Below are 23235 nucleotides of genomic sequence, written 5' to 3' on the forward strand. Positions count from 1 at the left end.
CCGGTCACCCTGCGGCGGCCACGTGGGCCGCGAAGAGGCGGTGGTCCAGTCCTTCCTCGGGGTGCCACTGGACCGCGAGGCAGAACCGCCGTCCGACCGCCTCGACCGCCTCGACGACGCCATCCTCCGCCCATGCCGACGGCGTCAGCTCCGGAGCGATCCGGCCCAGCGCCTGGTGGTGGTGGCAGGCCACGGCCGCGGTCGGGCCGAGGAGGCGGTGCAGTTCGCTGCCCGGCTCCGTGCGCACCTCCCGCCCCTGGTACCGGCCCGGCCCGGGGTCGTGGATCCCGGTGTCCTCGACGTCCGGGAGGTGCTGCACGAGATCGCCGCCGAGGGCGACGTTGAGCAGTTGCATGCCCCGGCAGATGGCCAGCAGGGGGAGGTCGCGGTCCAGGGCTGCCCGGAGGGCGAGAAGTTCGGACTCGTCCCGTTCCGGGCGCAGGACGGTCGTCCGGGGGCCGGCCGGTTGCCCGTACCGGGCGGGATCGACGTCGGCCCCGCCCGACACGACGAGCCCGTCGAGCCGCGCGACCACCTCGGAGCCGATCGCACCGGTCGGCAACAGCACCGGCTCGCCGCCGGCTCCGGCGACGGCGTCCGCGTACGCCGCGGGCAGCAGGATCGCCGGCACGTCCCAGGTTCCCCACCGTGCCTGCTCGCGATAGGTGGTGATGCCGATCAACGGGCGCACGCGACCTCCAGCTCCCCACCGCGATCCATGCCGGTCAGTCTGCCCCCGACGGGGACGGCGTGGTCCTGTCGACCGCGGTCGACGGGGACTCAGGTCAGGAAGCGGTCCATCGTGTCCTCGTCGGTGGAGGTGTCCCAGAACTCGGCGACGAGTCCGTCCTGGAACCGGACGAGGTGCACGTTCAGCACCTCGAGGTGCCGGTCGCCCCGGTGGGCGCTGACGGTGACCGGTGTCGCGCCGTAGTCGTCGTCCGCCAGGTAGGCCCGGGGCTCGACCTTCAGGCTGCCCTCGGTGAGCTCGAAGAGCCGCCCGAAGAGACCGAAGATCGCGTCGGGCCCTTCGTAGGTCCCCGCCAGGTCGGAGTGCCCGCTCTCGTGCCACCGGACGTCGCCGGTCCACAGCTGTCGCAGCGCGTCGAGGTCGCCCTTGGCGAAGGCCTCGTAGCCCTGGCGCATGCGGGCGACGTTGGGGTGCTCGGACATGGCTGCCTCCTCGGAGCCGGTCCCCCGTGGCGCGAGGAGTGTCGGCCGAGGAGTTCGTGCACCGGTAGGCCTCCGGAGACGACGGCGGTCCGGGCCGTCCGGTCCCCGTGTGGCGGTCGCCCTCCGTTCCGGAACGGTCAGCCGGCGTCAGCGGCCGCGGCGGCGGCGAGCCGTGCCCGCCGGTGCGCGGCCATCCGCACGGGTGCGTCCACCGCGCCGTAGGCGTCGTAGTCCCCGATCCGCTGGACCACCTCGACGTAGACGCGGTCGCCGAGCACCGGCGTGCACAGGTGGAGGTAGGCACCCTGCTCGTCCTCGTCGTAGAGCAGACCGTGCTCGCGCATGTCAGCGAGCAGTCGCGGGTCGAGGTCGAACCGCGCGTCGAGGTCGTCGTGGTAGTTCGCCGGGATGGGCAGGAGGGGGGCGCCGGCGGCACGCAGCGCGCGGGCGGTGGCGACGACGTCCGCGGTGGCGAACGCGACGTACTGCGGCGCCGGCACGCCCGGGGACCACCCGCCGCGACGCAGCAACGACACCGACAGCGCCAGCCGCACCGTGCGCTCGGGATTGGTGACCGCCCGGTTGCGGACCAGCCCGTACGGCGCGGGGATCTCGGTCACGGCCCCGGTCCGGAGGCCGAGCACCTCGCGGTAGAACAGTCCGGCCTCGTCGAAGGAGTCGAACGGCTGGGTCAGCCCGACGTGGTCCACGCCGGTGATGCCCGCCCCCGCCCCCGGTCCGGTGGCGGTGCCGGTCGGCAGGAAGTCGGCCGGCCAGCCCTCGGGGCCGGTCCTCGTGAAGAACACCTGCGTGCCGTCGGGCGCGGCGACGGCGGAGAGCTCGGCCTCGGCAGAGCCCCGGGTGCGGGGGAGCACCGGGGCGAGGAGCGCCGTCGCGCGGTGCGCCGACCGGGTCGGGTCCTCGCTCTCCAGCCCCAGGGCGGTCACCTCGGCCGTGCCCGCGGCCGCCGGCCGGACGACGGAGGCGTTGACCAGGACACGGGCCTCGCCCTGCTCCCACAGCTGCACCGGCTTGGAGCGGTGCTGGCCGGTGTGGCTGAACCCGAGCCCCGCCAGCAGGGCTCCGACCTGCGGGCCCGAGACCCCGTCCACGGCCAGCTCGGCGAAGGAGTACCCGGTCAGACGCGGTGCGGGTGGGGGAGCGGCCAGCCCCAGGTCGGGACGGCGACCGGCCAGCTGCTCCTCCAGCCAGAGCAGCGAGCGCATTGCGTCGACCGCCGTCCGGCCGGGATCGGCCTGCCGGAAGACGTCGTTGAACACCTCCAGCGACAGGGGCCCCGAGTAGCCGGCGTCGAGCACCGCGGCCAGGAAGCCGGGCAGGTCGAAGGCGCCCTGGCCGGGGAAGAGCCGGTGGTGGCGGCTCCACTGGAGGACGTCCATCTGAAGCTGCGGTGCGTCGGCAAGCTGGAGGAAGAACAGCTTCTCGGCGGGCACCGCCGCGAAACCGGCCGGATCGCTCTGCCTGGACAGCACGTGGAAGCTGTCCAGGCAGAGGCCCAGAGCGGGGTGGTCGGCCCGTCGGACGGCGTCCCACGAGCGGTCCCAGGTGGACACGTGCCGTCCCCAGGCCAGGGCCTCGTAGGCGAGCTGCAGCCCGCGGGCGGCCGCGCGGTCGGCCGCCGCGGCCAACTGCTCGGCGAGGTGGTCGGGGTCGGCGACGGCGTCCGGGGCGACCGAGGAGCAGACGAGGATCGTCGAGGTGCCCAGTGCCGCCATGACGTCGAACTTCCGCTCGGCCCGGCGGAGGTTGCGGGCGAACCGGTCGGGGTCGGTCGAGTCGAGGTCGCGGAAGGGCTGGTAGAGGTCGATCGACAGGCCGAGGTCGGCGCACCGCAGCGCGACCTCGGCGGGCGACCACGGCGAGGCGAGCAGATCCGGCTCGAACACCTCGATCCCGTCGAACCCGGCGCCGGCCGCCGCGGCGAGCTTGTCCTCGAGGGTGCCGGACAGGCAGACCGTGGCGATCGAACGGCGGACGGGCGTCGACGTCATGAGTGGTCCTCTCGGGGGGTGGAGCCGGGGCTGCCGGTGGAGTCGCGGAGGACCAGTTCCGAGGGCAGGGCGACCTCGGGCACCGGGCGCAGGTCCCGGGGGGCGCCGATGCTCTCGAGCAGGATCTCGACGGCAGCACGACCGACGTTGGCGTGGGCCCCGCCGAGCGTGGTCAGCCTCGGCGAGCACAGGTCGGCGGCGAAGATGTCGTCGAAGCCGACCACGCTCACGTCGCCGGGGACGCGGACCGAGCGGTCGGCCAGCCGGCGGAGCACTCCGATGGCGAGCAGGTCGTTGTGCGCGATGATCCCGGTGGCGCCGGTCCGGATCGCCGCGTCGGCCGCGGCGCCGCCGTGCCCGACGGTGGGGGTGAAGGGGCCCGCGCGGACGGCCGTCAGGCCGTACTCCGCCGCTGCGTCGCGGATGGCGGCCCAGCGGCTGGCCGCCATCCAGGAGTTGGGCGGACCGGCCAGGTAGACCACGGAGGTGTGCCCGAGCGAGGCCAGGTGCGCCACCATCTGCCGGCAGCCCTCGGTGTGCTCGACCACCACGCTGGCCAGGCCCGGCACCTGGCGGTTGACCATGACCACGGGATGCTCGGCGGCCACCTTCACCAGGTTCTCCGCCGGCTGCCGGCTGGCGGCGAGGAGGAAGCCGTCGACCGACCGCGACAGTCGCTGCACCTGCTCCAGCTCGATCCGCGGTGACTCCTCCGCGTTGACCAGCACGAGGGTGTACCGGGCCGCCTTGGCCCGCATCTCCGCCCCGCGGATGAGCTCGAAGAAGTGCGGGTTCGTGATGTCGGAGACCACCATCGCCAGCGTCTGCGTCCGGCGCGAGGTCAGCGCCCTGGCATGCGGATTGGGCTCGTACCCCAGCTCGCGGGCGGCGTCCAGCACGCGGGCCCGCGTGGCCTCGCCGATCCGGCCGGGGGTGCTGAAGGCGCGCGAGACCGTGGAGGTCGCCACGCCGGCCCGGCGAGCGACGTCGTAGATGGTCGGACTGCTCACGACGTCATCGAACCGTGACATTGGCAACTTTGGCAACCGCTTGCCCACATCGTCTGCCGGCTCCTACGGTCGCCGGCATGGCTGTGACCGTCGGCACAAGGGCCGGAACCGGGAGGAGGGCGCGGTGAGCGAGCGAGCCGGGTTCCAGGCGCCACCGCGCTGGTGGACGCCGTGGGTGCGGTGGATCACCAGGTTCGAGCTGGCCCTCGGCGCGGTGGCCCTGGTGATCATGTTCGTCCTGGTGCTCGTCCAGGCGGCCCAGCGCTACCTGCCCGTCGGCGGGTGGTCGTGGACCGGGGAGCTGTCGCGCTTCAGCCTGGTCTGGCTGACCTTCACCGTGGCCGGCGTCCTGGTCACGACCGACTCCCACATCGCGCTGCAGCTGGTCGACTCGCTGAAGAAGCCGCTCGTCGTCCGGGCGGTCCGGGTCTTCGCCTGCGCGACCGTGGCGGTCATCGGCGTCGGGTTCGCCGTCGAGGCGTGGGAACTGGTGTCGACCCAGGGAGACCTGCGTTCGCCGTCGCTGCGCATGCCGCTGGCGGTGCTCTACTTCTTCCCGTTCCTGGGCTTCGTCAGCACCGCCGTCCGCGGCGCCGTGGCCGCGGTCGTGTTCGCGGTCCGGGGCGTTCCCGCGGCGGCCGAGCCCACCGAGGTGCACGCCTGATGGAACTCCTGCTGCTGACGATCGCCATCGTCGTCCTCCTCGTGCTGCGGGTGCCCGTCGCCTTCGCCTTCCTCGGCCCGTCGCTGGGCTACATGTGGCTCACCGGCCAGTCGGTGGGGCTGGCGCTGCGGCTGATCATCAACGCGACGGCGAGCTTCCCGCTGCTGGCCGTGCCGTTGTTCGTCCTGCTCGGCGTCATCGCCAACCGGGGCGGCATCGCCGACCGGCTCTTCGACTTCGCCCTGGCGCTGCTGGGCCGGATGCGGGGCGGGCTGGGCTACGTCAGCGTCGGGGTCAGCCTGGGCTTCTCCTGGATGAGCGGGTCGGCGGTCGCCGACGCCGCGGCCCTGGGCAAGGTGCAGATCCCGGCCATGCTCCGCAACAGTTACCCGCTCACGTTCGGGGTCGGCGTCACCGGTGCCGCGTCGCTGATCGCGCCGGTCATGCCACCGAGCATCCCCGCGGTCATCTTCGCCGGGCTCGCCGCCGTCTCCACCGGTGCCCTCTTTGCCGCGTCCGTCATCCCCGCCGTCCTCATGGCGGTCGGGCTGTGCATCGTGGTGTTCTTCCTGGTCCGCCGGATGCCCGACATCCGCCGCACCCCGTTCTCGATGCAGCGGGTGGTGCAGACCGGCCGGCGGGTGATCGGTCCGCTCCTGGCGCCGGTGATCATCCTCGGCGGCATCCTGGGCGGCTTCTTCACGCCGACCGAGGCGGCGGCGGTGGGCGCCGCCTACATGCTGCTGCTCTGCCTCGTGTACCGGAGCCTGCACGTCCGCGAGCTGCCCAAGGTGCTCGGTGAGACCGTCACGACGACGGCGGCGATCATGCTGATCGTCTCCTCGGCCTCGCTGCTGGGCTACATCCTGGCCCGCGAGCGGGTGCCCCAGCTGCTGGCCGAGAACGTCTTCGGGTTCACCGAGAACGGCACGGTCTTCCTGGCCATGACCGCCGTCCTGATGCTGATCCTCGGCACGGTCATCGACCCCACCGCGGTCCTCGTGCTGGTCGTGCCGATCCTGCTGCCGATCAGCGCCGGCTTCGGGGTGGACCCCATCGTCCTCGGCGTCCTGATGATCGTCGCGCTGATGATCGGGCTCCTCACGCCGCCGGTCGGGACCGTGCTCTACGTCCTGAGCCACGTGGCCGAGACCAAGGTGAGCGTCGTCTTCCGCGGCTCGCTGCCGTTCATCGTGCCGCTGCTGGTGATCTGCGTGCTGATCGTCCTCTTCCCGGAGGCGGTCCTGTGGCTGCCGGAGGTGCTCGGGCTGTGAGGGATCGCTCCTACCTCGCCGGCCTGTTCGGCCAGGGCATCGGGCCCTCGCTCTCCCCGGAGCTGCACGAGCGCGAGGGACGCCGTCAGGGCCTGCGCTACGTGTACAGGACGGTCGAGCTCGACGACGCCCAGCTGGCTCCCGACCGGTTGCGCGAGCTGCTCGCGCACGCGGTGGAGCTGGGCTTCGACGGCCTCAACGTCACCCATCCGGTCAAGCAGGTGATGACGCCGCTGGTCGATGACCTGTCCCCGGGCGCCGCGGCCATCGGGGCGATCAACACGGTGGTGATCCGCGACGGCACGACCACCGGCCACAACACCGACGTCACCGGTTTCGCGGCGGCGATGCGCGACGGTCTCCCGGGTGCCGACCTGGGCGAGGTCGTGCTCGTCGGCGCCGGCGGTGCCGGGACCGCCGTCGCCCACGCCCTGGCCGACCTGGGCGCCGGCGCCCTGCACGTCGTCGACACCGACGCGGCGCGCGCCGAGCGGCTCGTCCGCTCGCTCGGGCCCGGCCTGGCCGGCCGCAGCACGACCGCCACCCCGGACCGGCTCGGCACGGTGCTCGCCCGGGCCACCGGCGTGGTCAACGCCACCCCGGTCGGGATGGCCGCGCACCCGGGGACGCCGGTCGCCGCCGAGCTGCTCTCCGACCGCGTCTGGGTGGCCGACATCGTCTACCGCCCGCTGGTGACCCAGCTCGTGCGCCTCGCCACCGAGCGGGGCTGCCGGGTGCTGACGGGTGCCGGGATGGCGGTCAACCAGGCCGCGGACTCCTTCGAGCTCTTCACCGACCGGCCCGCCCACCGGGCGGCGATGGTCACCGACTTCGACGAACTCGTCGCCGACGAGATCGGACGAACCGGCGGGTCCCCGTGACCGCCCGGGCAGCAGCACGACCGACCCAGTCCTCGACGAAGGGAAATCCCATGTCCGCTCGTGCACGGCGCCGTCACCCGCTCCTCGCGGTGGCGGTCCTGACCCCGCTGGTCCTCACCGCCTGCGGTGGCGGCGACGGCGACGGAGGCGGTGGTGACGCCGGAGGCGGTGGCGACGTCGAGCTCACCCTCGCGCACAGCTACACCGAGCAGCAGCCGCAGCACCGCTGCGGCGCCCAGGTGATCGCCGACGAGGTCGAGGCCGCCGACGTCGGGATGACCGTCGAGATCTTCCCGAGCAGCCAGCTCGGTGGCGACGCGGACCGCATCCAGTCGGTGATCTCCGGGGACATCGACATCGACATCCAGGGCGCCTCGGCCCTCGGCGCGGTCCACGAGCCCATGAGCGTGGTGGACGCCGCCTACGCCTTCGACGACGGCGAGCACCTCGCCCGCTTCTTCGGCAGCGAGGCCTCCGACGAGCTGAAGGAGGGGTTCGCGGCGGAGACCGGCGTGAACGTGCTCGGCGCCTGGTCGGCCGGGGCCCGCCACTTCACGGCGAACCAGCCCATCCGCACGCCGGAGGACCTGGAGGGCCTGCGGATGCGGTTCCCGAACTCGCCGCAGTTCCTCATGAACGCCGAGGCGCTGGGCGCCGACGCCACCGAGGTGGCCTACGAGGAGCTGTACCTGGCGCTCCAGCAGGGCATCGTCGACGGTCAGGAGAACCCGATCGTCAACATCTCGGCCTCCAACCTCGGTGAGGTGCAGGACTACCTCAGCCTCTCCGGGCACCAGGAGAACTCCAACCTGGTCATCGTCGGACCGGTGTGGGAGGAGCTGTCCGGCGAGCAGCAGGAGGCCCTGAGCGCCGCCATCGACACCGCGGTCGAGCAGGTGCCCGAGTGCGTCGCGGAGGACGAGCAGCAGATCCTGGACGACTGGGAGGCCGCCGGCGACTTCGAGATCGTCGACGACGTGGACACCGACGCCTTCCGCACCCAGGCGGAGGAGTACCTCCGGGCCAACTTCAGCGACGAGCAGCTGGCCGTCTACGAGGCGATCCGCGGCTCCGCCGAGTGACCGACCGCACCACCGCACCCGACCGGGGCGGCCGCGACGGCGGCCGCCCCGGCGGCGTGGTGCAGACCTTCCGCGGCCCGGTGAGCCCCGCGGCGCTGGGCCGCACGCTCATCCACGAGCACGTCTTCGTCGGCAGCACCGAGCTGGACGTCAACCACCCCCACCCGGAGTGGGACGAGTCCGCCGCGATCGCCCGCGCCGCCCGGCAGCTCACCGAGCTCTACCGGCTCGGGGTGCGCACCGTCGTGGACCTGACCGTGCTCGGGCTGGGCCGCGACGTCGCCCGCGTGGCCCGCGTCGCGCAGCAGGTTCCCGTCCACCTCGTCGCCTCGACCGGCTACTACACGAGCAACGTCCTGCCGCCGTTCTTCGGCACCCACGGACCGGGCCGCCTGGTGGGCGGCCCCGATCCGCTGGTGGAGTTCTTCGTCGGCGACATCGAGGTGGGCATCGCCGGCAGCGGCGTCCGTGCCGGGATGCTCAAGGTGGTCACCGACGCCGAGGGGATCACCGAGGACGTCGCGCGGGTGATGACCGCGGCGGCCGTGGCCCATCAGCAGACCGGCGTCCCGATCACCACCCACAGCCGCCCCGACCTGCGCAACGGCCTCGACCAGCAGGCCTTCCTGCGTGCTGCGGGCGTGGACCTCTCCCGGGTCGTCATCGGGCACTGCGGCGACTCCGAGGACATCCCGTACCTGCGCGGGCTCATGGACGCCGGCTCGACGATCGGCATGGACCGGTTCGGGATGGAGCACGTGCTGCCCGACGAGCGCCGGGTGGCGGTCGTGCTCGAGCTGCTGCGGCTGGGCTATGCCGACCGGATGGTGCTCTCGCACGACGCGGCGTCGTTCAGCCGCGTCACGCCGCCCTCGTGGCGTGCGGTGCACGCGCCGAACTGGAACTTCGGGAACATCCCGCGGCGCATCGTGCCGATGCTGCTCGAGGGCGGCGCCTCCCCGGAGGACGTCGACCGGATGATGATCGACAACCCGGCCCGGCTGCTCGGGAGCGCGCGGTGAACGGTGCGCGGGTCCGGATCGTCGTCGTCGGCGCGGGACTGATCGGCCGCCGGCACATCGACCTGGTGCGGGCCGGAACGCGGTGCGAGCTGGCGGCGATCGTCGACCCGGCACCTGCGGCCGGAGAGCTCGCGGCCCGCCTCGACGTGCCATGGAGCCCGTCCCTGACCGACCTGCTCGCCGAGCCGCTCGCCGAGCGGACCGGGGTGATCGTCGCGACGCCGAACCGGCTGCACGTGGGGCACGGCCTGGCGTGCATCGCTGCGGGCGTCCCGGTGCTGGTCGAGAAGCCCCTCGCCGACTCCGTGGCCGACGGCGTCCGCCTCGTCGAGGCCGCCGAGGCGGCCGCCGTGCCCCTGCTCGTGGGTCACCACCGGCGGCACAGCCCGCTCGTGGAGTCGGCCCGTCGCCTGGTCCACGACGGAACCCTCGGTCGCCTCGTCGCGGTGCAGGGCAGCGCCCTGTTCCACAAGCCCGACGAGTACTACGACGCCGCGCCCTGGCGGCGGGAGCCCGGCGGCGGCCCCCTCCTGATCAACCTGGTGCACGAGGTGGACGTCATGCGGGCGATCTGCGGGGACGTCGTGGCGGTCCAGGCCATGGCCGCGAGCACCATCCGCGGCTTCCCGGTCGAGGACACCGCGGCCGTGAGCCTGCTCTTCGCGAACGGGGCGATGGGCAGCTTCCTCCTCTCCGACGCCGCCGCGTCTCCGCGGAGCTGGGAGCAGACGTCGCGCGAGGACCCCCGGTACCCGACCCACCCGGACGAGGACTGCTACCTCGTCGCGGGCACCACCGGGTCGGTCGAGGTGCCGACGATGCGGCTGCGGACCTACGCCGGCACCCGCTCGTGGGAGGAGCCGTTCGAGTCCACGATCGTCGACGTGCCGAGGGACGATCCGCTGGTCCGCCAGCTCGACCACTTCTGCGACGTCGTCCTGGGCGCCGCCGCGCCCCTGGTGAGCGGGCGCGACGCGCTGGAGACGCTGCGCGTCACGCAAGCGATCGCGGAGGCCGCTCGCACGGGCCGGCTGGTCGAGCTGGGCTGACGGCGAACCGGTCAGCCGCGGCGGAACAGGCGGGCGAGCCGGTGGGTGCGGCCGGCCGTCAGCTCGGCCGGCGTCGCCGGGGCAGGCGTCGCCGGGATCTCGATCGCGGCCACCCGCTCGTGCAGCCGGGCGCGGACGTCGTCGGGGGCGTAGGCGCGGCGCTGCCGCTCGTTGCGGGCCAGCACGACGCTGCCGGCCGCGACTCCCGCGAGCCCGGCCACTCCCAGCAGCTTCCAGAGGCGCACGGTCCGTAACCTATCGCCCGTGCCCGACCTCTCGCTCGACGCCGCGGTGGACCTCACCCGCACCGGCGACGTCTGGGTGTTCCGCGGCCCGTCGCTGGCCGACCGTGCGATCCGCGCGCTGACCAACGCGCCGGTCAACCACGTCGGCATGGCCGTCGTGCTGGAGGACCTGCCCCCGCTGCTCTGGCACGCCGAGCTCGGGAAGTCGCTGCCCGACGCCTGGACCGGCGAGCACCAGCGCGGCGTGCAGCTGCACGACCTGCGCGACGCCGTCCTGACCTGGCGCCGTCGGTACGGGCAGCAGGCCTGGTTGCGGCAGCTGATCGGGCCCGCCGAGGACGGCGGGGTGACCGCCGCGATGGAGGACGCCGTCCTGCGCACGATCGCCCGCCTGGACGGGCGGCCGTTCCCGACCACCCGCGGCCTGGTCCGGGGCTGGGTGAACGGCCGCCTGCGCCGGCAGACCGCGGCCGAGACGGTGTTCTGCGCCGAGCTGGTCGCGGCCACGTACACCGCGATGGAGCTGCTTCCCGGCGACCGGCCGCTCAACGCCTACGACCCGGGCAGCTTCTGGTCCGGCGACGACCTCGAGCTCCTGCAGGGCGCCAGGTTGGGCCCCGAGATCCCCGTCGAACTGTCACTATCCGATGGCACTCTGCCTGCTGAGGAATAGGGCATCAACAGCGTGTTCCGGGTGTTGGAACCAGGGCACGGGAGGTCCGCACAGGAGGGCCGTCATGGACGAGGCCACCGTCAGCCGGGAACCGTCGTCGGACCGGAACGCACAGCACAGGCACTGGGGCCGGCCGGATCCCGTGGGAGACATCCTCGCTATCGCCTGGAGTCCCACCGCGGCAGAGCCGCGGGAGATCCGGGTGCGCCCCGAGGTCTACCACTCCATCCTCGCGGAGCTCGACGCCGCCGAGCGGGCGCTCGTCGAGGAGCGCGGCATGCTCGGATCGCCGATCGCCATTCCGCTCCTGGTCGACGCCGAGCTGCCCCTGCTCCCCGGATTCGAGATCGTGCGCGCCCGGCCGCACGCGGCTGCGGCCTGACGACGGGCGGCCTGACCGACGACGGGACAGCGTCAGACGTTCCGGCGCACCCGGTACGTCGTCTGGACCATCCCGCCGGGGAAGGTCTGCGTGCGCACGTGCTCCAGCGGGATGTCGGCCGCCAGCTCGCCGAACGGCGTGTGCCCCGTCCCGATGAGGATCGGCACCCGTGACAGCGTGAGCTCGGCGACCAGCCCGGCGCGCAGGAAGGCGTGCACCGTCCGGCCGCCGTCCACGTAGACCCGCCGGTACCCGGCCGCGGTCCCCGCCGCGACCGCCTCGTCCAGTGACCGGTGCACGGTGATGCGCGGGTCGGCGCCGGGCTCCAGGGTCGTGCTCAGCACGTGCACCGGCCTGCCCTCGTAGGGCCAGTCGTCGAACGGGGCGATGAAGTCGTAGGTGCTGCGGCCCATGACGATCGCGTCGATGCCGGCCACGAACTCGGCGAAGCCGAAGTCACCGCCCGCGCCGTCGTCCGGCGCGCCCCCGGCGTCGTTCCCGTCGGTCAGCCAGGAGAGGTCGCCGTCGAGGCGGGCGATGAACCCGTCGACGCTCATGCCGAGGAAGACCGATCCGGTGAAGGAAGCGTCCATGCCGGCCACCTTGGCGCAGGGGTACGACGATTCACACTCCCGCCGGCACGGCGCTGAGCCGGACGATCGTGTCGCCGGGGCGCTCCAGCTCGTCGTGGGTCACGCACACCACCACGCGTCCGGCGAGGGCCTCCCGCAGGTCGTCGACGAGCGCGTCGGCCGTCGGTGCGTCGAGGTGGGCGGTCGGCTCGTCGAGCAGGACGACGTCCCGGTCGGCGAGCAGGGCCCGGGCCGCGGCCAAGCGCCGGCGCTCGCCGCCGGACAACGCGGTGCCACCGGCGCCGACCGGGGTGTCCAGTCCGTCGGGGAGCCCGGCCAGCAGGGTGCCGAGGCCGGTGGCGGTCAGCGCCGCCCGCATGCGGGCCTCGCCCTCCGGGCCGGTCAGCTCGCCGCGAGGCGCGGCCATCGCCAGGTTCGCGCGGATGCTGGAGGCGAAGACGTGGGCCTCCTGCGGCAGCCAGGCGATGCGCGACCGCACGTCCTCGCCGGGCAGCCGGGCGGTGTCGGTCCCGTCCATCGCGCAGCTGCCCGAGCGGGGCCGCAGGGCGGCCATGAGGACGGCGAGGAACGTCGACTTCCCCGACCCCGACGGGCCGCGGACGACGAGCCAGCCGTCGCCGGCGCGGGCGGTGGCGGCGAGCCCCCGGAGGACGTCGGGGCCGCCCGGCCAGCCGGCGGTGAGGTCCCCGACGGCGAGTTCCCGCACCGCGGCCGGGGCGGGCAGCGGGTCGGCCGGGTCGGCCGGCACCGGGGCGGTGAGGACGACGTCGATGCGAGCTTGCGCGTCGGCGAGCGCGCCGCGCCGCTGGAGGGCGCCGACCATCCCGGCGAGCGGCTCGGCCAGCGCCAGCGGGGCCAGCGCGAGGACGGCGAGCGCCGGTCCGGCGAGGCCGCTGCCGGCGCCGACCGCCGTCGCCAGGACCGCCGCCAGTCCCGTGCCGAGCACGACCAGGCCGGTGCAGATCGCGGCGGCCCGGGTGCCGGTCCGGGCGGCCGAGGTCTGCCGGTCGGCCAGCCGGTCGAGGTCGCCGGCCACCCGGCTCGCGAGCCCGTGCGCCCGGAGGTCCGGCACCCCGTGCAGCACGGCCGTCGTCTCCTGCAGCGCGGTGACCCGGAGCGCGCTGTCGGTGCGTGCGGCCCCGGCGTCCACCCGGCGGTGCACCAGCAGCACCAGCCCGACCGTGACGCCGAGGACGAGCGCCACCGCTCCGGCGGCGGCCGGGTCGACCAGCGCGAGCGCGGACACCGTGAGAGCCGTGACGACCCCGGCCACCAGGATCGGCGGCCGAACCCGGACGGTGAGGTCCTGGACGACGCCGACGTCGCCGACCACCCGGGCCAGCGCCGAACCGGGGGTGCGGTCGGCGGCGATGCCCTGCGCGGCGAGCGCGGCCCACACCCGCACCCGGGTGGCCGCCGCCAGGCGGAGCGCGGCGTCGTGCGCGGTCAGCCGCTCCACCCAGCGCAGCACCGCGCGGCCCATCCCGAAGAAGCGGACACCCACGATCGCCACCAGCAGCGTCAGCACCGGCGGCATCTCTGCGGCCCGGACGATCAACCAGCCGGAGACCGCGGTCAGCGCGACCCCGGCGCCCGAGGAGAGGGATCCCGCGAGCACCGCGCGGCGCAGCGCCCGGCCGGCCGCCCGCGGTTGGGCCGTCGAGGGCGCCACATCGGCGATGTGGTCGCCATGGGTGGCTGGTGGCGACGAGATCGGCGATGTGGTCGCGACGGGGGCGTCGGGGGCGGGTGGGGGTGCCAGCTCGACGGTGCGGTCGGCCAGGGCGGCCAGCAGGGGGTCGTGGGTCACCAGAACGGTCGTGACGGTGCCCCGCAGCCCGAGCAGCGCCTCCGCGATGAGGGCCCGGGCGTCGTCGTCCAGGTGTGCCGTGGGCTCGTCCAGGAGCAGCAGCCGCGCGCCCCGCCGGATCCGCACCAGCGCCCGGGCGAGGGCGACCTTCTGCAGCTCGCCGGGGGAGAGGGATTCCGGCGTCCGCCCGGCCAGCCCGGAGGCGCCGACGCGCGCGAGCGCCTCGACGACGTGGGCCTCGCCGGCGATCTCGTCGGCCCCCGGCTCGGAGTCCGCGTGCCGGCGGAGCTCGTCGGCGACGGTGGCGCCGGTGGTCCGCGGGAACTGCGGCACGGAGGCCACGGCGCCGGGCACGCCGTCGACGTCTCCGCCGACGACCGCGTCCGGCCCGACCAGGCCGGCGAGGGCGGACAGCAGGGTCGACTTGCCCGAGCCGCTGGGACCACGCAGTGCGACCAGTTCACCGGGGCGGACGGCGAGGTCCACCGGGGGGAGCGCCGGTACCGACCGCCCGGGGTAGCCGACGGTCAGCCCGCGAACGGCGACGTCGGCGCCGCGCGGGTCGTCGGCCGTGGTCGGTGCCGGGGGAGCGGACACCGGCGCCGCGAGGACCGCCCGCGCCTCGGCCGCGGCCAGCGCGGCGTCCTCCGAGGCGTGGTGGGCCGAGCCGAGTGCCCGCAGTGGCGCGAAGGCCTCCGGCGCCAGGACCAGCGCCGTCAACCCGACCGCGAGCGCCATGTCCCCGTGCACCAGGCGGAGGCCGACGGTGACGGCCACCAGGGCGACCGAGAGCATCGCGATCAGCTCGAGCACCAGGGCGGAGAGGAAGGCGATCCGCAGCGTGGCGAGCGTGCGCGTGCGGTGGGCCTCGCCGAGGGCGGCGAGCGCGGCGGCCTGGTCGGCGGCGCGGCCCAGCCCGACCAGCACCGGCAGGCCGCGGACCAGCTCGGCGACGTGCGCGGCGATCCGGTCCAGCGCGCGGGCCGAGTCGACGGTGGCGCTCTGCGTGTACTTCCCGACCAGCACCATGAACACCGGCACGAGCGGCAGCGTCATCGCGACCAGCACCGCCGACAGGAGGTCGGTCCAGGCGAGCACCAGCAGCAGCGCGGGCGGGACGACGAGCGTCTGTGCCAGCGCCGGGAGGTAGGTGCCGAGTGCCGGGCCGAGATCGTGCAGCCGGGTGGTGGCGAGCACGGCGGCGGGGCCGGGACCACCGGCGGCGGTCACCGCTGCCGGGGAGGAGGCGAGGCGCTCCAGCAGCGCGCGGCGCAGCCGGTCCTCGGCCCGGCGGGCGTCGCGGGCGGCGAGCACCTCGCCGGCGGTCCCGGCGACCGCCCGCAGCACGACCCCGGCGGCGGCGAGGAGGAGCGGGGTGCCGATCCCGCCGTCGGCGTGGCCGGTCACCCGCGCGACGGCGTGCGCCAGCCCCGCGGCGAGCAGCACCAGCCCGGTGGTCTGGGCGAGCGCGGCCGTCGCCGCCCGCACCAGCGCGCCGGTCAGCCCGGGGACGCCGGCCAGCGCCCCCAGCGGCCCCCGCCCCCGAGCGGCAGTCATGGCCATATCTGTCGTCATGATGCGGGGACCTCGGCCGGCTCCTCGTGCACCGGCTCGGCGGTCAGCCGCTTCCGGAACACCCAGTAGGTCCACGCCTGGTAGCTGAGGACGACCGGCAGCCCGAATCCGGCGGCCCAGGTCATGACGGTGAGCGTGTAGTCGCTGACCGAGGCGTCGGCGACCGTCACGTCGAAGGCCGCGTCGATCGTCGAGGGGACGACGACGGGATACGCCGCGCCGAAGACCGTGGCGGCGGCCGCGACGAGCATCGCGCCCCAGGCGGCGAATGCCTGGCCCTCCCGGCCGACCACGATCTGCGCCCACGCGACCACCAGGGCCAGCGCCGCGACCAGCCACAGCACCGCGGTCACCGTCGTCCCGTACCGCAGGTGCACCACACCCGCCCAGGCGAGCAGCGGCAGGGCCGCCACCGGCGCCCACCGCCGGGCGAAGGTGCCCGCGGCGGCGCGCAGCGGGCCGTCGGTCTTGAGCGCCAGGAACATCGCGCCGTGGACCAGCGAGAACGCCAGGACCGCCACCGCACCGAGCAGCGCCGGCCAGCCCAGTCCGGCGAACGCGCCCCCGACCCGGTTGCCGTCCGCGTCGATCGGCAGCCCGAGCGTGGTGGCGCCCAGTGCGGCGCCGATGCCGAGGGCGGCGATCAGCGAGCCGGTGGTGATCACCCAGGTCCAGCTCGAGTCCCACGCCGGGGTGTGGTGCGAGTGCCGCCACTCGAAGGCGACCGCCCGGATGATCAGCCCGAACAGCACCAGCACGAACGGCAGGTAGAGCGCCGGCAGCCAGGTGGCGTACCAGCCGGGGAAGGCGGCGAACACCGCGCCGACGGCGGTGATGAGCCAGACCTCGTTGCCGTCCCAGAGCGGACCGATGCTGCGCAGCATCAGGTGCCGGTCGGAGGGACGCCGGCCGAGCACCGGGAGCAGCGCGGCCACGCCGAAGTCGAACCCCTCGAGCAGGAGGAAGCCGGTCCAGAGCACCGCGACGGCGGCGAACCAGAGGGTCTGGAGATCCATGGTGAGCGTCCGTTCTCAGTAGGCGAACGAGAGGACGTCGTCAGTGCGGTCCCGCCCGTCGGGCAGGTCGTCGTCCGGCGTCCCCTCGGGCGGCGAGCCGGGGACCGGTGCGCCGTCCCCGGTGGTGATCCCCGCACGGACGAACCGGGTGAGCAGCCACAGCTCGACCACCGCGAGCGCGCCGTAGACGAGGGTGAGGGAGATCAGCGACGTCCAGACCTCGCCGGCCGAGACGCCGGGGGAGACGGCCTGGGCGGTGAAGAACCAGACCTGGTCCTCGACGGGGACGTCGGGGTTCGGGTACACGACGAACGGCTGGCGGCCCATCTCGGTGAAGATCCAGCCGGTCGCGTTGGCGACGAAGGGCGCCGCCACGGCCAGCAGCGAGCCGTGGACGCCGACCCGCGACGTCGGCACCCGGCCCTTGCGCGTGGCCCGGAGCGCGTAGGCCGCCACGCCCGCCGAGACCGCCCCCATACCGATCATGAGCCGGAAGCTCCAGTACGTGACCGCGAGGACCGGCGTGTAGTCGATCGGCTCGCCCGCCTTGTCGCCGAACGACGGGTCGTCGGGGTAGGTCTCGCCGTAGACCGCGGCGTACTCCTCCTGGAGCTGGTTCACGCCGGGGACGGCGGTCGAGAAGTCGCCGTGCGCGAGGTAGGACAGCAGGTACGGGACGGTGATCGAGTGGACGTCGTCGCACTCGTTGGAGCCGAGCTTGCCCCAGGCGAGGATCGAGAACGACGCCGGCGCCTCGGTCTCGCAGAGCGCCTCGGCCGAGCTCATCTTCAGCGGCTGCTGCTCGTACATCAGCTTGCCCTGCCAGTCGCCGGTGAGCGCGACCAGCACGAACGCGACCAGCGAGACCCAGCCGCCCAGCCGGACCGAACGGAACCACACGGCGTGTTCCGCGTCGGTCGTCGGCGCGCCGGCCAGCTTCCGCTTCCGCAGGTGCCACAGGCCGATGCCCACCAGCAGCGCGCCCGCGACCATGAGCGCGGCCACGATCGCGTGGCTGAAGGCGGCCAGCGCGGTGTTGTTGGTCAGGACGGCGAGGAAGTCCACCTGCACCGGACGGCCCGTCTCGTCGTCGGTGACGACGCCGACCGGGTGCTGCATCCAGGAGTTCGCCGCGATGATGAAGTAGGCGCTGACGATCGAGCCGATGACCGCGGCCCAGAGCGTGGCCAGGTGCACCTTCTTCGGGATGCGGCCCCAGCCGAAGATCCAGAGGCCCAGGAAGGTCGACTCGAGGAAGAACGCGAGCAGCGCCTCGAGGGCCAGCAGCGAGCCGAAGACGTCGCCGACGAAGCGTGAGTACTCGCTCCAGGCCAGGCCGAACTGGAACTCCTGCACGAGGCCGGTCGCCACGCCGAGCACGAAGTTGATCAGGTAGACCCGGCCCCAGAAGCGGGTCATGCGCAGCCACTCGGGCTTGTCGGTCCGCACCCACATGGTGTGCATGACCGCGACCAGGACCCCCAGCCCGATGGTCAGCGGGACCATCAGGAAGTGGTAGACGGTCGTGATCCCGAACTGCCAGCGCGCGATGTCCAGGACGTCCACGGCACCTGTCCCCTCGTCGTCGAGGCCGACGTACTATCGACACATCCTTTCTACGCCGAGTAGAAGACTTCTTCTACGACACGTAGAAGAGTGGGGTGTGAGACGGACGACAGGAGGGCCGATGGCCTCGCTCGGGGACCTGGAGCGCGCGGTCATGGAGCGGCTGTGGGCCGCGGACGGGCCGGTCGCCGCGACCACGCTGCGCGATCAGCTCGCCGACCGCGGAGTGGCACTGACGACCGTGCACACCGTGCTGACCCGGCTGGAGCAGAAGGGCTTCGTCGTCCACGACGACGCCCGCCCGCGGGGGTTCTCCGCCCGGTCCAGCCGGGCCGACCACGCCGCCGAGCTCATGCGCGAGGTCCTGGGCCAGGCGGGGGACCGGCAGGCCGTGCTGGCCCGGTTCGTCGGGAGCGTGGACGCCGAGGAGGCACGGATGCTGCGCGATCTGCTCCGCGGCGCGGACGACGCTCCGTCGGCCACGCTACCGGCCCGCTGAACCCGTAGCCGACCCGACTCCCGCCGACCCCGTGCTGCCCGCGACCGCGGCCGCCCTCGCCGTCCTGGCGGCGCTGCTGGCCTGGCCGGCGCCGGCGCTGCTGGCCCGGGCACGCTGGCCGCGACGGGATCCACTGGTCGCGCTCGTCTGCTGGCAGGCGATCGGGCTGGCGGGCGGCCTGTCGATGATCGGCGCGCTGCTGGTGCACGGTCTGGCGCCGTGGGGGCACTCGCTGCCCGAGGCGGCGTGGTCGGTCGCCACCGGCTCCCCCGCGACGGAGCCGATCCGCGGTGACCACTGGGTCGCGCTCACGCTGGCCGGGGTGCTGGCCGTCGAGCTGCTCGGGGTCCTGGCGCTGTCCTGGGTGCGGACGGCGCGGGCGCGACGCCGGCACCGGGAGCTGCTGGAGCTGGTCGTCCAGCCGTCGGCGGAGCTGCCCGACACCCGGCTGCTGGAGCATCCCGCGCCGGTCGCCTTCTGCATCCCCGGAGCCCGGCCGTTGCTGGTGCTCTCGTCGGGGATGGTCGCCGAGCTCGACGAGGACCAGCTGGCCGCGGTCGTCGCGCACGAGCGGGCGCACCTGGCCGAGCGCCACCACCTGCTGCTGCTGCCGTTCGTGGCGTGGGAGGCCGCGCTGCCCGTGCTGCCGGCGGCCGGACGGGCGCACGCCGCGGTGCGGGAGCTCGTGGAGATGCGGGCCGACGACGTCGCTCTCGCCTCGCTGTCCGGGTCGGCGCCGCGGCGCACGCTGGCGCAGGCGATCGTGGCGGCGGCCGGCGGAGCCGGGGGAGCGGGCGTGCCCAACGGCGCGCTCGCCGTCAGCGGAGGCGCGACCGCGGCGCGGGTGGTGCGGCTGCTCGAGCCGCCGTCCCCGCTGCCCGCCGCCGCGCGGTGGACGGTGCTCGCGGCGGCCGGCCTGCTGCTGCTCCTGCCGACCGCGCTGCTGCTGTTGCCGGCGCTCTGAGGCTCAGCGCCGCGGTGCGACTCCCAGCGCGACCGCCGCGTACGCCGCCGCCACGCCACCGCTGATCCGGGCCGCACGGCCGTACCGGGGCGAGGCGACGAACGGCACCATGCTGGCGGCGTGCACCAGGTCGACGGCCGAGCTCAGCCGGACCAGCCGCGGGCTCGCCGACACGAGCACCGCCCCGTGCTGCACGACCAGCCGGGCGCCGAGCGCGCGCACGAGCCACAATCGGTCGCTCGGGAACGCGGGCGCCACCGCGTCGACCACTCGCTGCGGACGGGCCAGCAGCACGGCTCCGGAGGCTGCGCCGGCTCCGACCATCGCCCGGGTCACGGCTCGCTGCCGACGCACACTTCGCGGGCGCATGGTCACTCCTCGAGCGGATCCGAGGTCGCCTGCTTGCGACCTCGTGCTCTGCTTACAGGAGGAAGCAGAGCACGAGGACGCCGATGGCCTCCTGGCGGGAGACCGTCAGCGGCGGGTGGGCTGCGTCGCGCGCTCGGCGGGCCGGCCGGCGGGAAGGGCCGTCGTCGCGTCGCGGTTCTCCGCCAGCGGGGCGAAGCCGCGCAGCCGCAGGCTGTTGGTCACCACGAACACCGAGCTGAACGCCATCGCCGCCCCGGCGATCATCGGGTTGAGCAGCCCGGCCGCGGCCAGGGGGATCGCCGCGACGTTGTAGGCGAAGGCCCAGAACAGGTTGCCCTTGATCGTCGACAGCGTGCGCCGGGACAGCCGGATCGCGTCGGCGGCCACCCGGAGGTCGCCGCGCACGAGGGTCAGGTCGCTCGCCTGGATCGCGACGTCCGTGCCGGTGCCCATCGCCAGCCCGAGGTCGGCCTGCGCCAGAGCGGGGGCGTCGTTGACGCCGTCGCCCACCATGGCCACCGTGCGGCCCTCGCCCTGCAGCCGGCGCACCACGTCGACCTTGTCCTGCGGCAGCACCTCGGCGATCACGGTGTCGATGCCCACCTCGGCCGCCACCGTGCGAGCCACCGACTCGTTGTCACCGGTGAGCAGGATCGGGGTGAGCCCGAGGTCGCGCAGCTGTCGGACGGCGGCGGCCGAACCCGGCTTCACCGCGTCCGCGACGACCAGGACCCCGCGCGCGGCGCCGTCCCAGCCGACGGCGACCGCGGTCCGGCCGGCGGCCTCGGCGGCGGCCGCCGCCCGCTCGAGGGCGGGGGAGAGCGCCAACGACCAGTCGGCGAGCAGGCGCCGGCGGCCGACCACGACGGCAGAACCGTCGACGACGCCGGTCACCCCGAGGCCTTCGGCGTTGGCGAAGCCCTCGACCGGCGGCAGCGCACCCACGCGCTCGGCCGCGCCGCGGGCCACCGCCTGCGCGATGGGGTGCTCCGAGGCCGACTCCAGGGCGCCCGCGAGCCGCAGCAGTCGCTCGGCGTCCTCCCCGTCGGCGGCGACGACGTCGACCAGCGACATCCGGCCGGTGGTGACGGTGCCGGTCTTGTCGAGGACGACCGTGTCCACCCGGCGGGTGTCCTCCAGCACCTCCGGCCCCTTGATCAGGATCCCGAGCTGGGCGCCGCGCCCGGTGCCGACCATGAGCGCGGTCGGCGTGGCCAGGCCCAGGGCGCAGGGGCAGGCGATGATCAGGACGGCGACCGCGGCGGTGAACGCGGCCGGCAGTCCCGCGCCGGCGCCGATCCAGAAGCCCAGGGTCGCGACGGTGAGCGCGAGGACGACCGGCACGAAGATCCCGGAGATCCGGTCGGCCAGCCGCTGCACCTCCGCCTTGCCGTTCTGGGCGTCCTCGACCAGCCGCGCCATCTGCGCCAGCTGGGTCTCCGAGCCGATGCGGGTGGCGCGCACCACCAGCCGGCCACCGGCGTTCACGGTCGCGCCGGCCACCGTGTCGCCCGGCCCGACCTCGACGGGCACCGACTCCCCGGTGAGCATCGAGGCGTCCACGGCCGAGGACCCCTCGGTGACCTCGCCGTCCGCCGCGATCTTCTCGCCCGGCCGGACGACGAACTCCTCGCCCACGGCCAGCTCGTCCACCGGGACGCGCCGTTCGGCGCCGTCCCGCAGGACCGAGACCTCCTTGGCGCCCAGCTCCAGCAGTGCGCGCAGGGCCGCGCCGGCCTGGCGCTTGGACCGGGCCTCGAAGAAGCGGCCGGCGAGGATGAACGTGGTCACCCCGGCGGCGGCCTCGAGGTAGATGTTCGCGCTGCCGTCGCTCCGCGCGATCGTGAACTCGAACGGGTGCGTCATGCCCGGAACCCCGGCGGTGCCGAGGAACAGCGCGTACAGCGACCAGCCGAACGCCGCCAGGGTGCCCAGCGACACGAGCGTGTCCATGGTTGCGGCGCCGTGCCGGAGGTTGGTCCAGGCGGCCCGGTGGAACGGAGCGCCGCCCCACACCACGACCGGCGCGGCGAGGGTGAGCGACAGCCACTGCCAGTACTCGAACTGCAGCGCGGGGACCATCGCCATCGCGACGACCGGGACGGTCAGCGCCGTCGACACCAGCAGCCGCTGCCGGAGCGGGCGCACGGCGTCGGCAGGTTCCTCGGCCGGCTGCTCCGCCCGCGGCGGCCGGGGGAGCTCGGCCGTGTACCCGGTCTTCTCGACGGTGGCGATCAGGTCCTCGGGCGTCACGCCCTCGCCGAAGGTGACCTTCGCCTTCTCCGTCGCGTAGTTCACCGTCGCGGTCACGCCGTCGAGCTTGTTGAGCTTCTTCTCGATCCGGTTCGCGCAGGACGCGCACGTCATGCCGCCGATCAGCAGCTCCATGTCGGTCGTGGAGTTGTCGGTGGGGGTGCTCATCCGTGGCCCTCCTCGTGCGCGCCGGTGTCGACCGTGAAGGCCGCCGTCCGCACGACGCCGTCGTGCTGGAAGTCGAGGAACAACCGGTAGCTGCCGGCCGACGGTGCGGTGGTGGCGAACCGGACGTGCGGACCCGGCACGGGCGGGGCGCCGCCCGGCTCGTCGACCGGGTGGGCGTGCAGGTAGCCGAGGTCGCCGTCGCGCAGCACGACCAGGTGGCCGAAGGCGCCCAGATAGGGCTCCAGGTCGGTGACCGGCACGCCGTCGCGGCTCACGCTCAGGGTCAGCTCCGACTCCCGGCCGGGTTCCAGCGAACCGGTCAGGACGACGGTGAAGCCGTCGACCTCGGCGGTCACCGACTCGGCCGGGAGAGGGGCCGGCACGAACTCGCCCGGGACGGCGAGGTCGGCGCCCAGCGTCAGGTTCTCGCCGAGCGCGGTGGGCGTGAAGTCGGCGAAGAGCCGCCAGGCGCCCGGGTCCAGGGCCAGCGGCACCCGCCAGGTCCCGTCCTGCCCCAGCTCCGGGTGGACGTGCTGGAAGCCGGTGAGGTCGCGACGGACGGCGATGAAGTGCAGCTCGACGTCGTGGTCGACGTCGTAGTCGGTGACGGCCTCGCCGTCGGGGCCGAGGACCCGGAAGGCGACCGGCGTCGCACCGCCCGCCGGGAGCGAGCGCTCGGCCAGTTCGAGGGTGTAGCCGCTCCGGGAGACCACCAGCCCGCCGGGCAGGTCGGTGGATGCCGTCTCGTGACCGGCGTCGTCGTGACCCGCGGCCGGCCCGGGGCCCATGTCGTGCTCGTCGGCGGCGGCCTCGGCGGTGGGCCCGACCGGGCCGACCACGCTGCCGATGCCCACGGCGGCCCCGAACGCGGCGACCAGCGCGACGCCGAATCCGGCGAGCTTGAGCGGGGTGTTCATGACGTGCCCTTCGGCTGGAGTGCGGGACGGGGCGCCGG

General features: G+C 74.3%; 22 protein-coding genes. 10 read left to right on the forward strand and 12 right to left on the reverse strand.

The window, feature by feature from the left end; all coding sequences use genetic code 11:
* Positions 1-4: 4 nt before the first annotated feature.
* The 4 genes from FHU33_RS08070 to FHU33_RS08085 all read right to left on the reverse strand — a co-directional run bounded on the left by FHU33_RS08070 (position 5) and on the right by FHU33_RS08085 (position 4195).
* Entirely contained in the window at positions 5-691 is a 687-nt protein-coding gene (locus FHU33_RS08070; RefSeq protein ID WP_142024873.1) for a gamma-glutamyl-gamma-aminobutyrate hydrolase family protein, read from the reverse strand.
* An 89-nt stretch (positions 692-780) separates the two neighbouring features.
* Entirely contained in the window at positions 781-1173 is a 393-nt protein-coding gene (locus FHU33_RS08075) for a nuclear transport factor 2 family protein (RefSeq protein ID WP_142024874.1), read from the reverse strand.
* Positions 1174-1310: 137 nt separating this feature from the next.
* Entirely contained in the window at positions 1311-3185 is a 1875-nt protein-coding gene (locus FHU33_RS08080) for a bifunctional sugar phosphate isomerase/epimerase/4-hydroxyphenylpyruvate dioxygenase family protein (protein ID WP_142024875.1), read from the reverse strand.
* Positions 3182-4195, reverse strand: a complete 1014-nt coding sequence (locus FHU33_RS08085) for a LacI family DNA-binding transcriptional regulator (RefSeq protein WP_211355041.1) — start codon at positions 4193-4195, stop codon at positions 3182-3184. Before FHU33_RS08085 ends, FHU33_RS08080 begins: the two co-directional genes overlap by 4 nt.
* Positions 4196-4319: 124 nt before the next feature.
* Between FHU33_RS08085 and FHU33_RS08090 the strand changes: the two genes are divergently transcribed.
* From FHU33_RS08090 to FHU33_RS08115, 6 genes are read left to right on the forward strand one after another with little or no spacing between them, the layout of a single operon-like run.
* Positions 4320-4859 carry a TRAP transporter small permease gene (locus tag FHU33_RS08090; protein ID WP_170182357.1) on the forward strand — a complete coding sequence of 180 codons (540 nt, stop codon included), beginning with the start codon at positions 4320-4322 and terminating at the stop codon, positions 4857-4859.
* Entirely contained in the window at positions 4859-6133 is a 1275-nt protein-coding gene (locus FHU33_RS08095; RefSeq protein ID WP_142024878.1) for a TRAP transporter large permease, read from the forward strand. The genes FHU33_RS08090 and FHU33_RS08095 overlap by 1 nt, the downstream gene beginning before the upstream one ends.
* Positions 6130-7014, forward strand: coding sequence for a shikimate dehydrogenase (locus FHU33_RS08100; RefSeq protein WP_142024879.1), 885 nt, complete (start codon positions 6130-6132; stop codon positions 7012-7014). The genes FHU33_RS08095 and FHU33_RS08100 overlap by 4 nt, the downstream gene beginning before the upstream one ends.
* A gap of 50 nt (positions 7015-7064) precedes the next feature.
* The gene (locus tag FHU33_RS08105) at positions 7065-8096 is read left to right on the forward strand and encodes a DctP family TRAP transporter solute-binding subunit (protein WP_142024880.1); all 1032 of its coding nucleotides are present in this window, start codon (positions 7065-7067) and stop codon (positions 8094-8096) included.
* On the forward strand, positions 8093-9118 hold the full coding sequence (locus FHU33_RS08110; RefSeq protein WP_211355042.1) for a phosphotriesterase family protein: 1026 nt from the start codon (positions 8093-8095) through the stop codon (positions 9116-9118). The genes FHU33_RS08105 and FHU33_RS08110 overlap by 4 nt, the downstream gene beginning before the upstream one ends.
* Positions 9115-10167 carry a Gfo/Idh/MocA family protein gene (locus FHU33_RS08115; RefSeq protein ID WP_142024881.1) on the forward strand — a complete coding sequence of 351 codons (1053 nt, stop codon included), beginning with the start codon at positions 9115-9117 and terminating at the stop codon, positions 10165-10167. The genes FHU33_RS08110 and FHU33_RS08115 overlap by 4 nt, the downstream gene beginning before the upstream one ends.
* Positions 10168-10178: 11 nt before the next feature.
* On the opposite strand, the gene FHU33_RS08120 is transcribed toward FHU33_RS08115, so the two are convergent.
* On the reverse strand, positions 10179-10412 hold the full coding sequence (locus FHU33_RS08120; RefSeq protein WP_142024882.1) for a hypothetical protein: 234 nt from the start codon (positions 10410-10412) through the stop codon (positions 10179-10181).
* Between the two features lie 19 nt (positions 10413-10431).
* Here FHU33_RS08120 and FHU33_RS08125 point away from each other — a divergent pair, with 19 nt between their 5' ends.
* On the forward strand, positions 10432-11085 hold the full coding sequence (locus tag FHU33_RS08125) for a hypothetical protein (RefSeq protein WP_142024883.1): 654 nt from the start codon (positions 10432-10434) through the stop codon (positions 11083-11085).
* A 64-nt stretch (positions 11086-11149) separates the two neighbouring features.
* Positions 11150-11467, forward strand: a complete 318-nt coding sequence (locus FHU33_RS08130) for a hypothetical protein (protein WP_142024884.1) — start codon at positions 11150-11152, stop codon at positions 11465-11467.
* Between the two features lie 32 nt (positions 11468-11499).
* Here the strand turns inward: FHU33_RS08130 and FHU33_RS08135 are convergent, their stop codons facing one another.
* From FHU33_RS08135 to FHU33_RS08150, 4 genes are read right to left on the reverse strand one after another with little or no spacing between them, the layout of a single operon-like run.
* Entirely contained in the window at positions 11500-12060 is a 561-nt protein-coding gene (locus tag FHU33_RS08135; protein WP_142024885.1) for a dihydrofolate reductase family protein, read from the reverse strand.
* Between the two features lie 31 nt (positions 12061-12091).
* Positions 12092-15427 (reverse strand): thiol reductant ABC exporter subunit CydC, encoded by a 3336-nt coding sequence (gene cydC, locus FHU33_RS08140; RefSeq protein WP_142024886.1) that lies wholly within the window; start codon positions 15425-15427, stop codon positions 12092-12094.
* Positions 15428-15441: 14 nt separating this feature from the next.
* On the reverse strand, positions 15442-16461 hold the full coding sequence (cydB, locus tag FHU33_RS08145; RefSeq protein WP_142024887.1) for a cytochrome d ubiquinol oxidase subunit II: 1020 nt from the start codon (positions 16459-16461) through the stop codon (positions 15442-15444).
* Positions 16462-16476: 15 nt separating this feature from the next.
* Positions 16477-18027 carry a cytochrome ubiquinol oxidase subunit I gene (locus tag FHU33_RS08150; RefSeq protein WP_142024888.1) on the reverse strand — a complete coding sequence of 517 codons (1551 nt, stop codon included), beginning with the start codon at positions 18025-18027 and terminating at the stop codon, positions 16477-16479.
* Between the two features lie 121 nt (positions 18028-18148).
* On the opposite strand from FHU33_RS08150, the gene FHU33_RS08155 reads away from it, so the two are divergent.
* Entirely contained in the window at positions 18149-18526 is a 378-nt protein-coding gene (locus FHU33_RS08155; protein ID WP_142024889.1) for a BlaI/MecI/CopY family transcriptional regulator, read from the forward strand.
* Between the two features lie 31 nt (positions 18527-18557).
* The gene (locus FHU33_RS08160; protein WP_142024890.1) at positions 18558-19490 is read left to right on the forward strand and encodes a M56 family metallopeptidase; all 933 of its coding nucleotides are present in this window, start codon (positions 18558-18560) and stop codon (positions 19488-19490) included.
* 3 nt (positions 19491-19493) lie between these two features.
* Here FHU33_RS08160 and FHU33_RS08165 read toward each other — a convergent pair whose 3' ends face one another.
* The 3 genes from FHU33_RS08165 to FHU33_RS08175 form a co-directional block, all read right to left on the reverse strand.
* Positions 19494-19859 (reverse strand): hypothetical protein, encoded by a 366-nt coding sequence (locus tag FHU33_RS08165; RefSeq protein WP_142024891.1) that lies wholly within the window; start codon positions 19857-19859, stop codon positions 19494-19496.
* Positions 19860-19964: 105 nt separating this feature from the next.
* Positions 19965-22280 carry a heavy metal translocating P-type ATPase gene (locus FHU33_RS08170; RefSeq protein WP_142024892.1) on the reverse strand — a complete coding sequence of 772 codons (2316 nt, stop codon included), beginning with the start codon at positions 22278-22280 and terminating at the stop codon, positions 19965-19967.
* A complete protein-coding gene (locus tag FHU33_RS08175) occupies positions 22277-23197 on the reverse strand; it encodes a hypothetical protein (RefSeq protein WP_142024893.1) in 921 nt (306 codons plus the stop codon). Before FHU33_RS08175 ends, FHU33_RS08170 begins: the two co-directional genes overlap by 4 nt.
* Positions 23198-23235 lie beyond the last annotated feature (38 nt).

This window comes from Blastococcus colisei (assembly GCF_006717095.1).
In the GTDB taxonomy this organism is placed as follows: Bacteria; Actinomycetota; Actinomycetes; order Mycobacteriales; family Geodermatophilaceae; genus Blastococcus_B; species Blastococcus_B colisei.

Excerpts from the sequence above, each read along its gene's own strand:
- cydB (WP_142024887.1), bottom strand. The coding sequence starts at position 16,461 with ATGGATCTCCAGACCCTCTGGTTCGCCGCCGTCGCGGTGCTCTGGACC.
- FHU33_RS08175 (WP_142024893.1), bottom strand. The coding sequence starts at position 23,197 with ATGAACACCCCGCTCAAGCTCGCCGGATTCGGCGTCGCGCTGGTCGCC.
- FHU33_RS08080 (WP_142024875.1), bottom strand. The coding sequence starts at position 3,185 with ATGACGTCGACGCCCGTCCGCCGTTCGATCGCCACGGTCTGCCTGTCC.
- FHU33_RS08075 (WP_142024874.1), bottom strand. The coding sequence starts at position 1,173 with ATGTCCGAGCACCCCAACGTCGCCCGCATGCGCCAGGGCTACGAGGCC.
- FHU33_RS08130 (WP_142024884.1), top strand. The coding sequence starts at position 11,150 with ATGGACGAGGCCACCGTCAGCCGGGAACCGTCGTCGGACCGGAACGCA.
- FHU33_RS08155 (WP_142024889.1), top strand. The coding sequence starts at position 18,149 with ATGGCCTCGCTCGGGGACCTGGAGCGCGCGGTCATGGAGCGGCTGTGG.
- FHU33_RS08095 (WP_142024878.1), top strand. The coding sequence starts at position 4,859 with ATGGAACTCCTGCTGCTGACGATCGCCATCGTCGTCCTCCTCGTGCTG.
- cydC (WP_142024886.1), bottom strand. The coding sequence starts at position 15,427 with ATGACTGCCGCTCGGGGGCGGGGGCCGCTGGGGGCGCTGGCCGGCGTC.
- FHU33_RS08135 (WP_142024885.1), bottom strand. The coding sequence starts at position 12,060 with ATGGACGCTTCCTTCACCGGATCGGTCTTCCTCGGCATGAGCGTCGAC.
- FHU33_RS08105 (WP_142024880.1), top strand. The coding sequence starts at position 7,065 with ATGTCCGCTCGTGCACGGCGCCGTCACCCGCTCCTCGCGGTGGCGGTC.
- FHU33_RS08165 (WP_142024891.1), bottom strand. The coding sequence starts at position 19,859 with ATGCGCCCGCGAAGTGTGCGTCGGCAGCGAGCCGTGACCCGGGCGATG.
- FHU33_RS08170 (WP_142024892.1), bottom strand. The coding sequence starts at position 22,280 with ATGAGCACCCCCACCGACAACTCCACGACCGACATGGAGCTGCTGATC.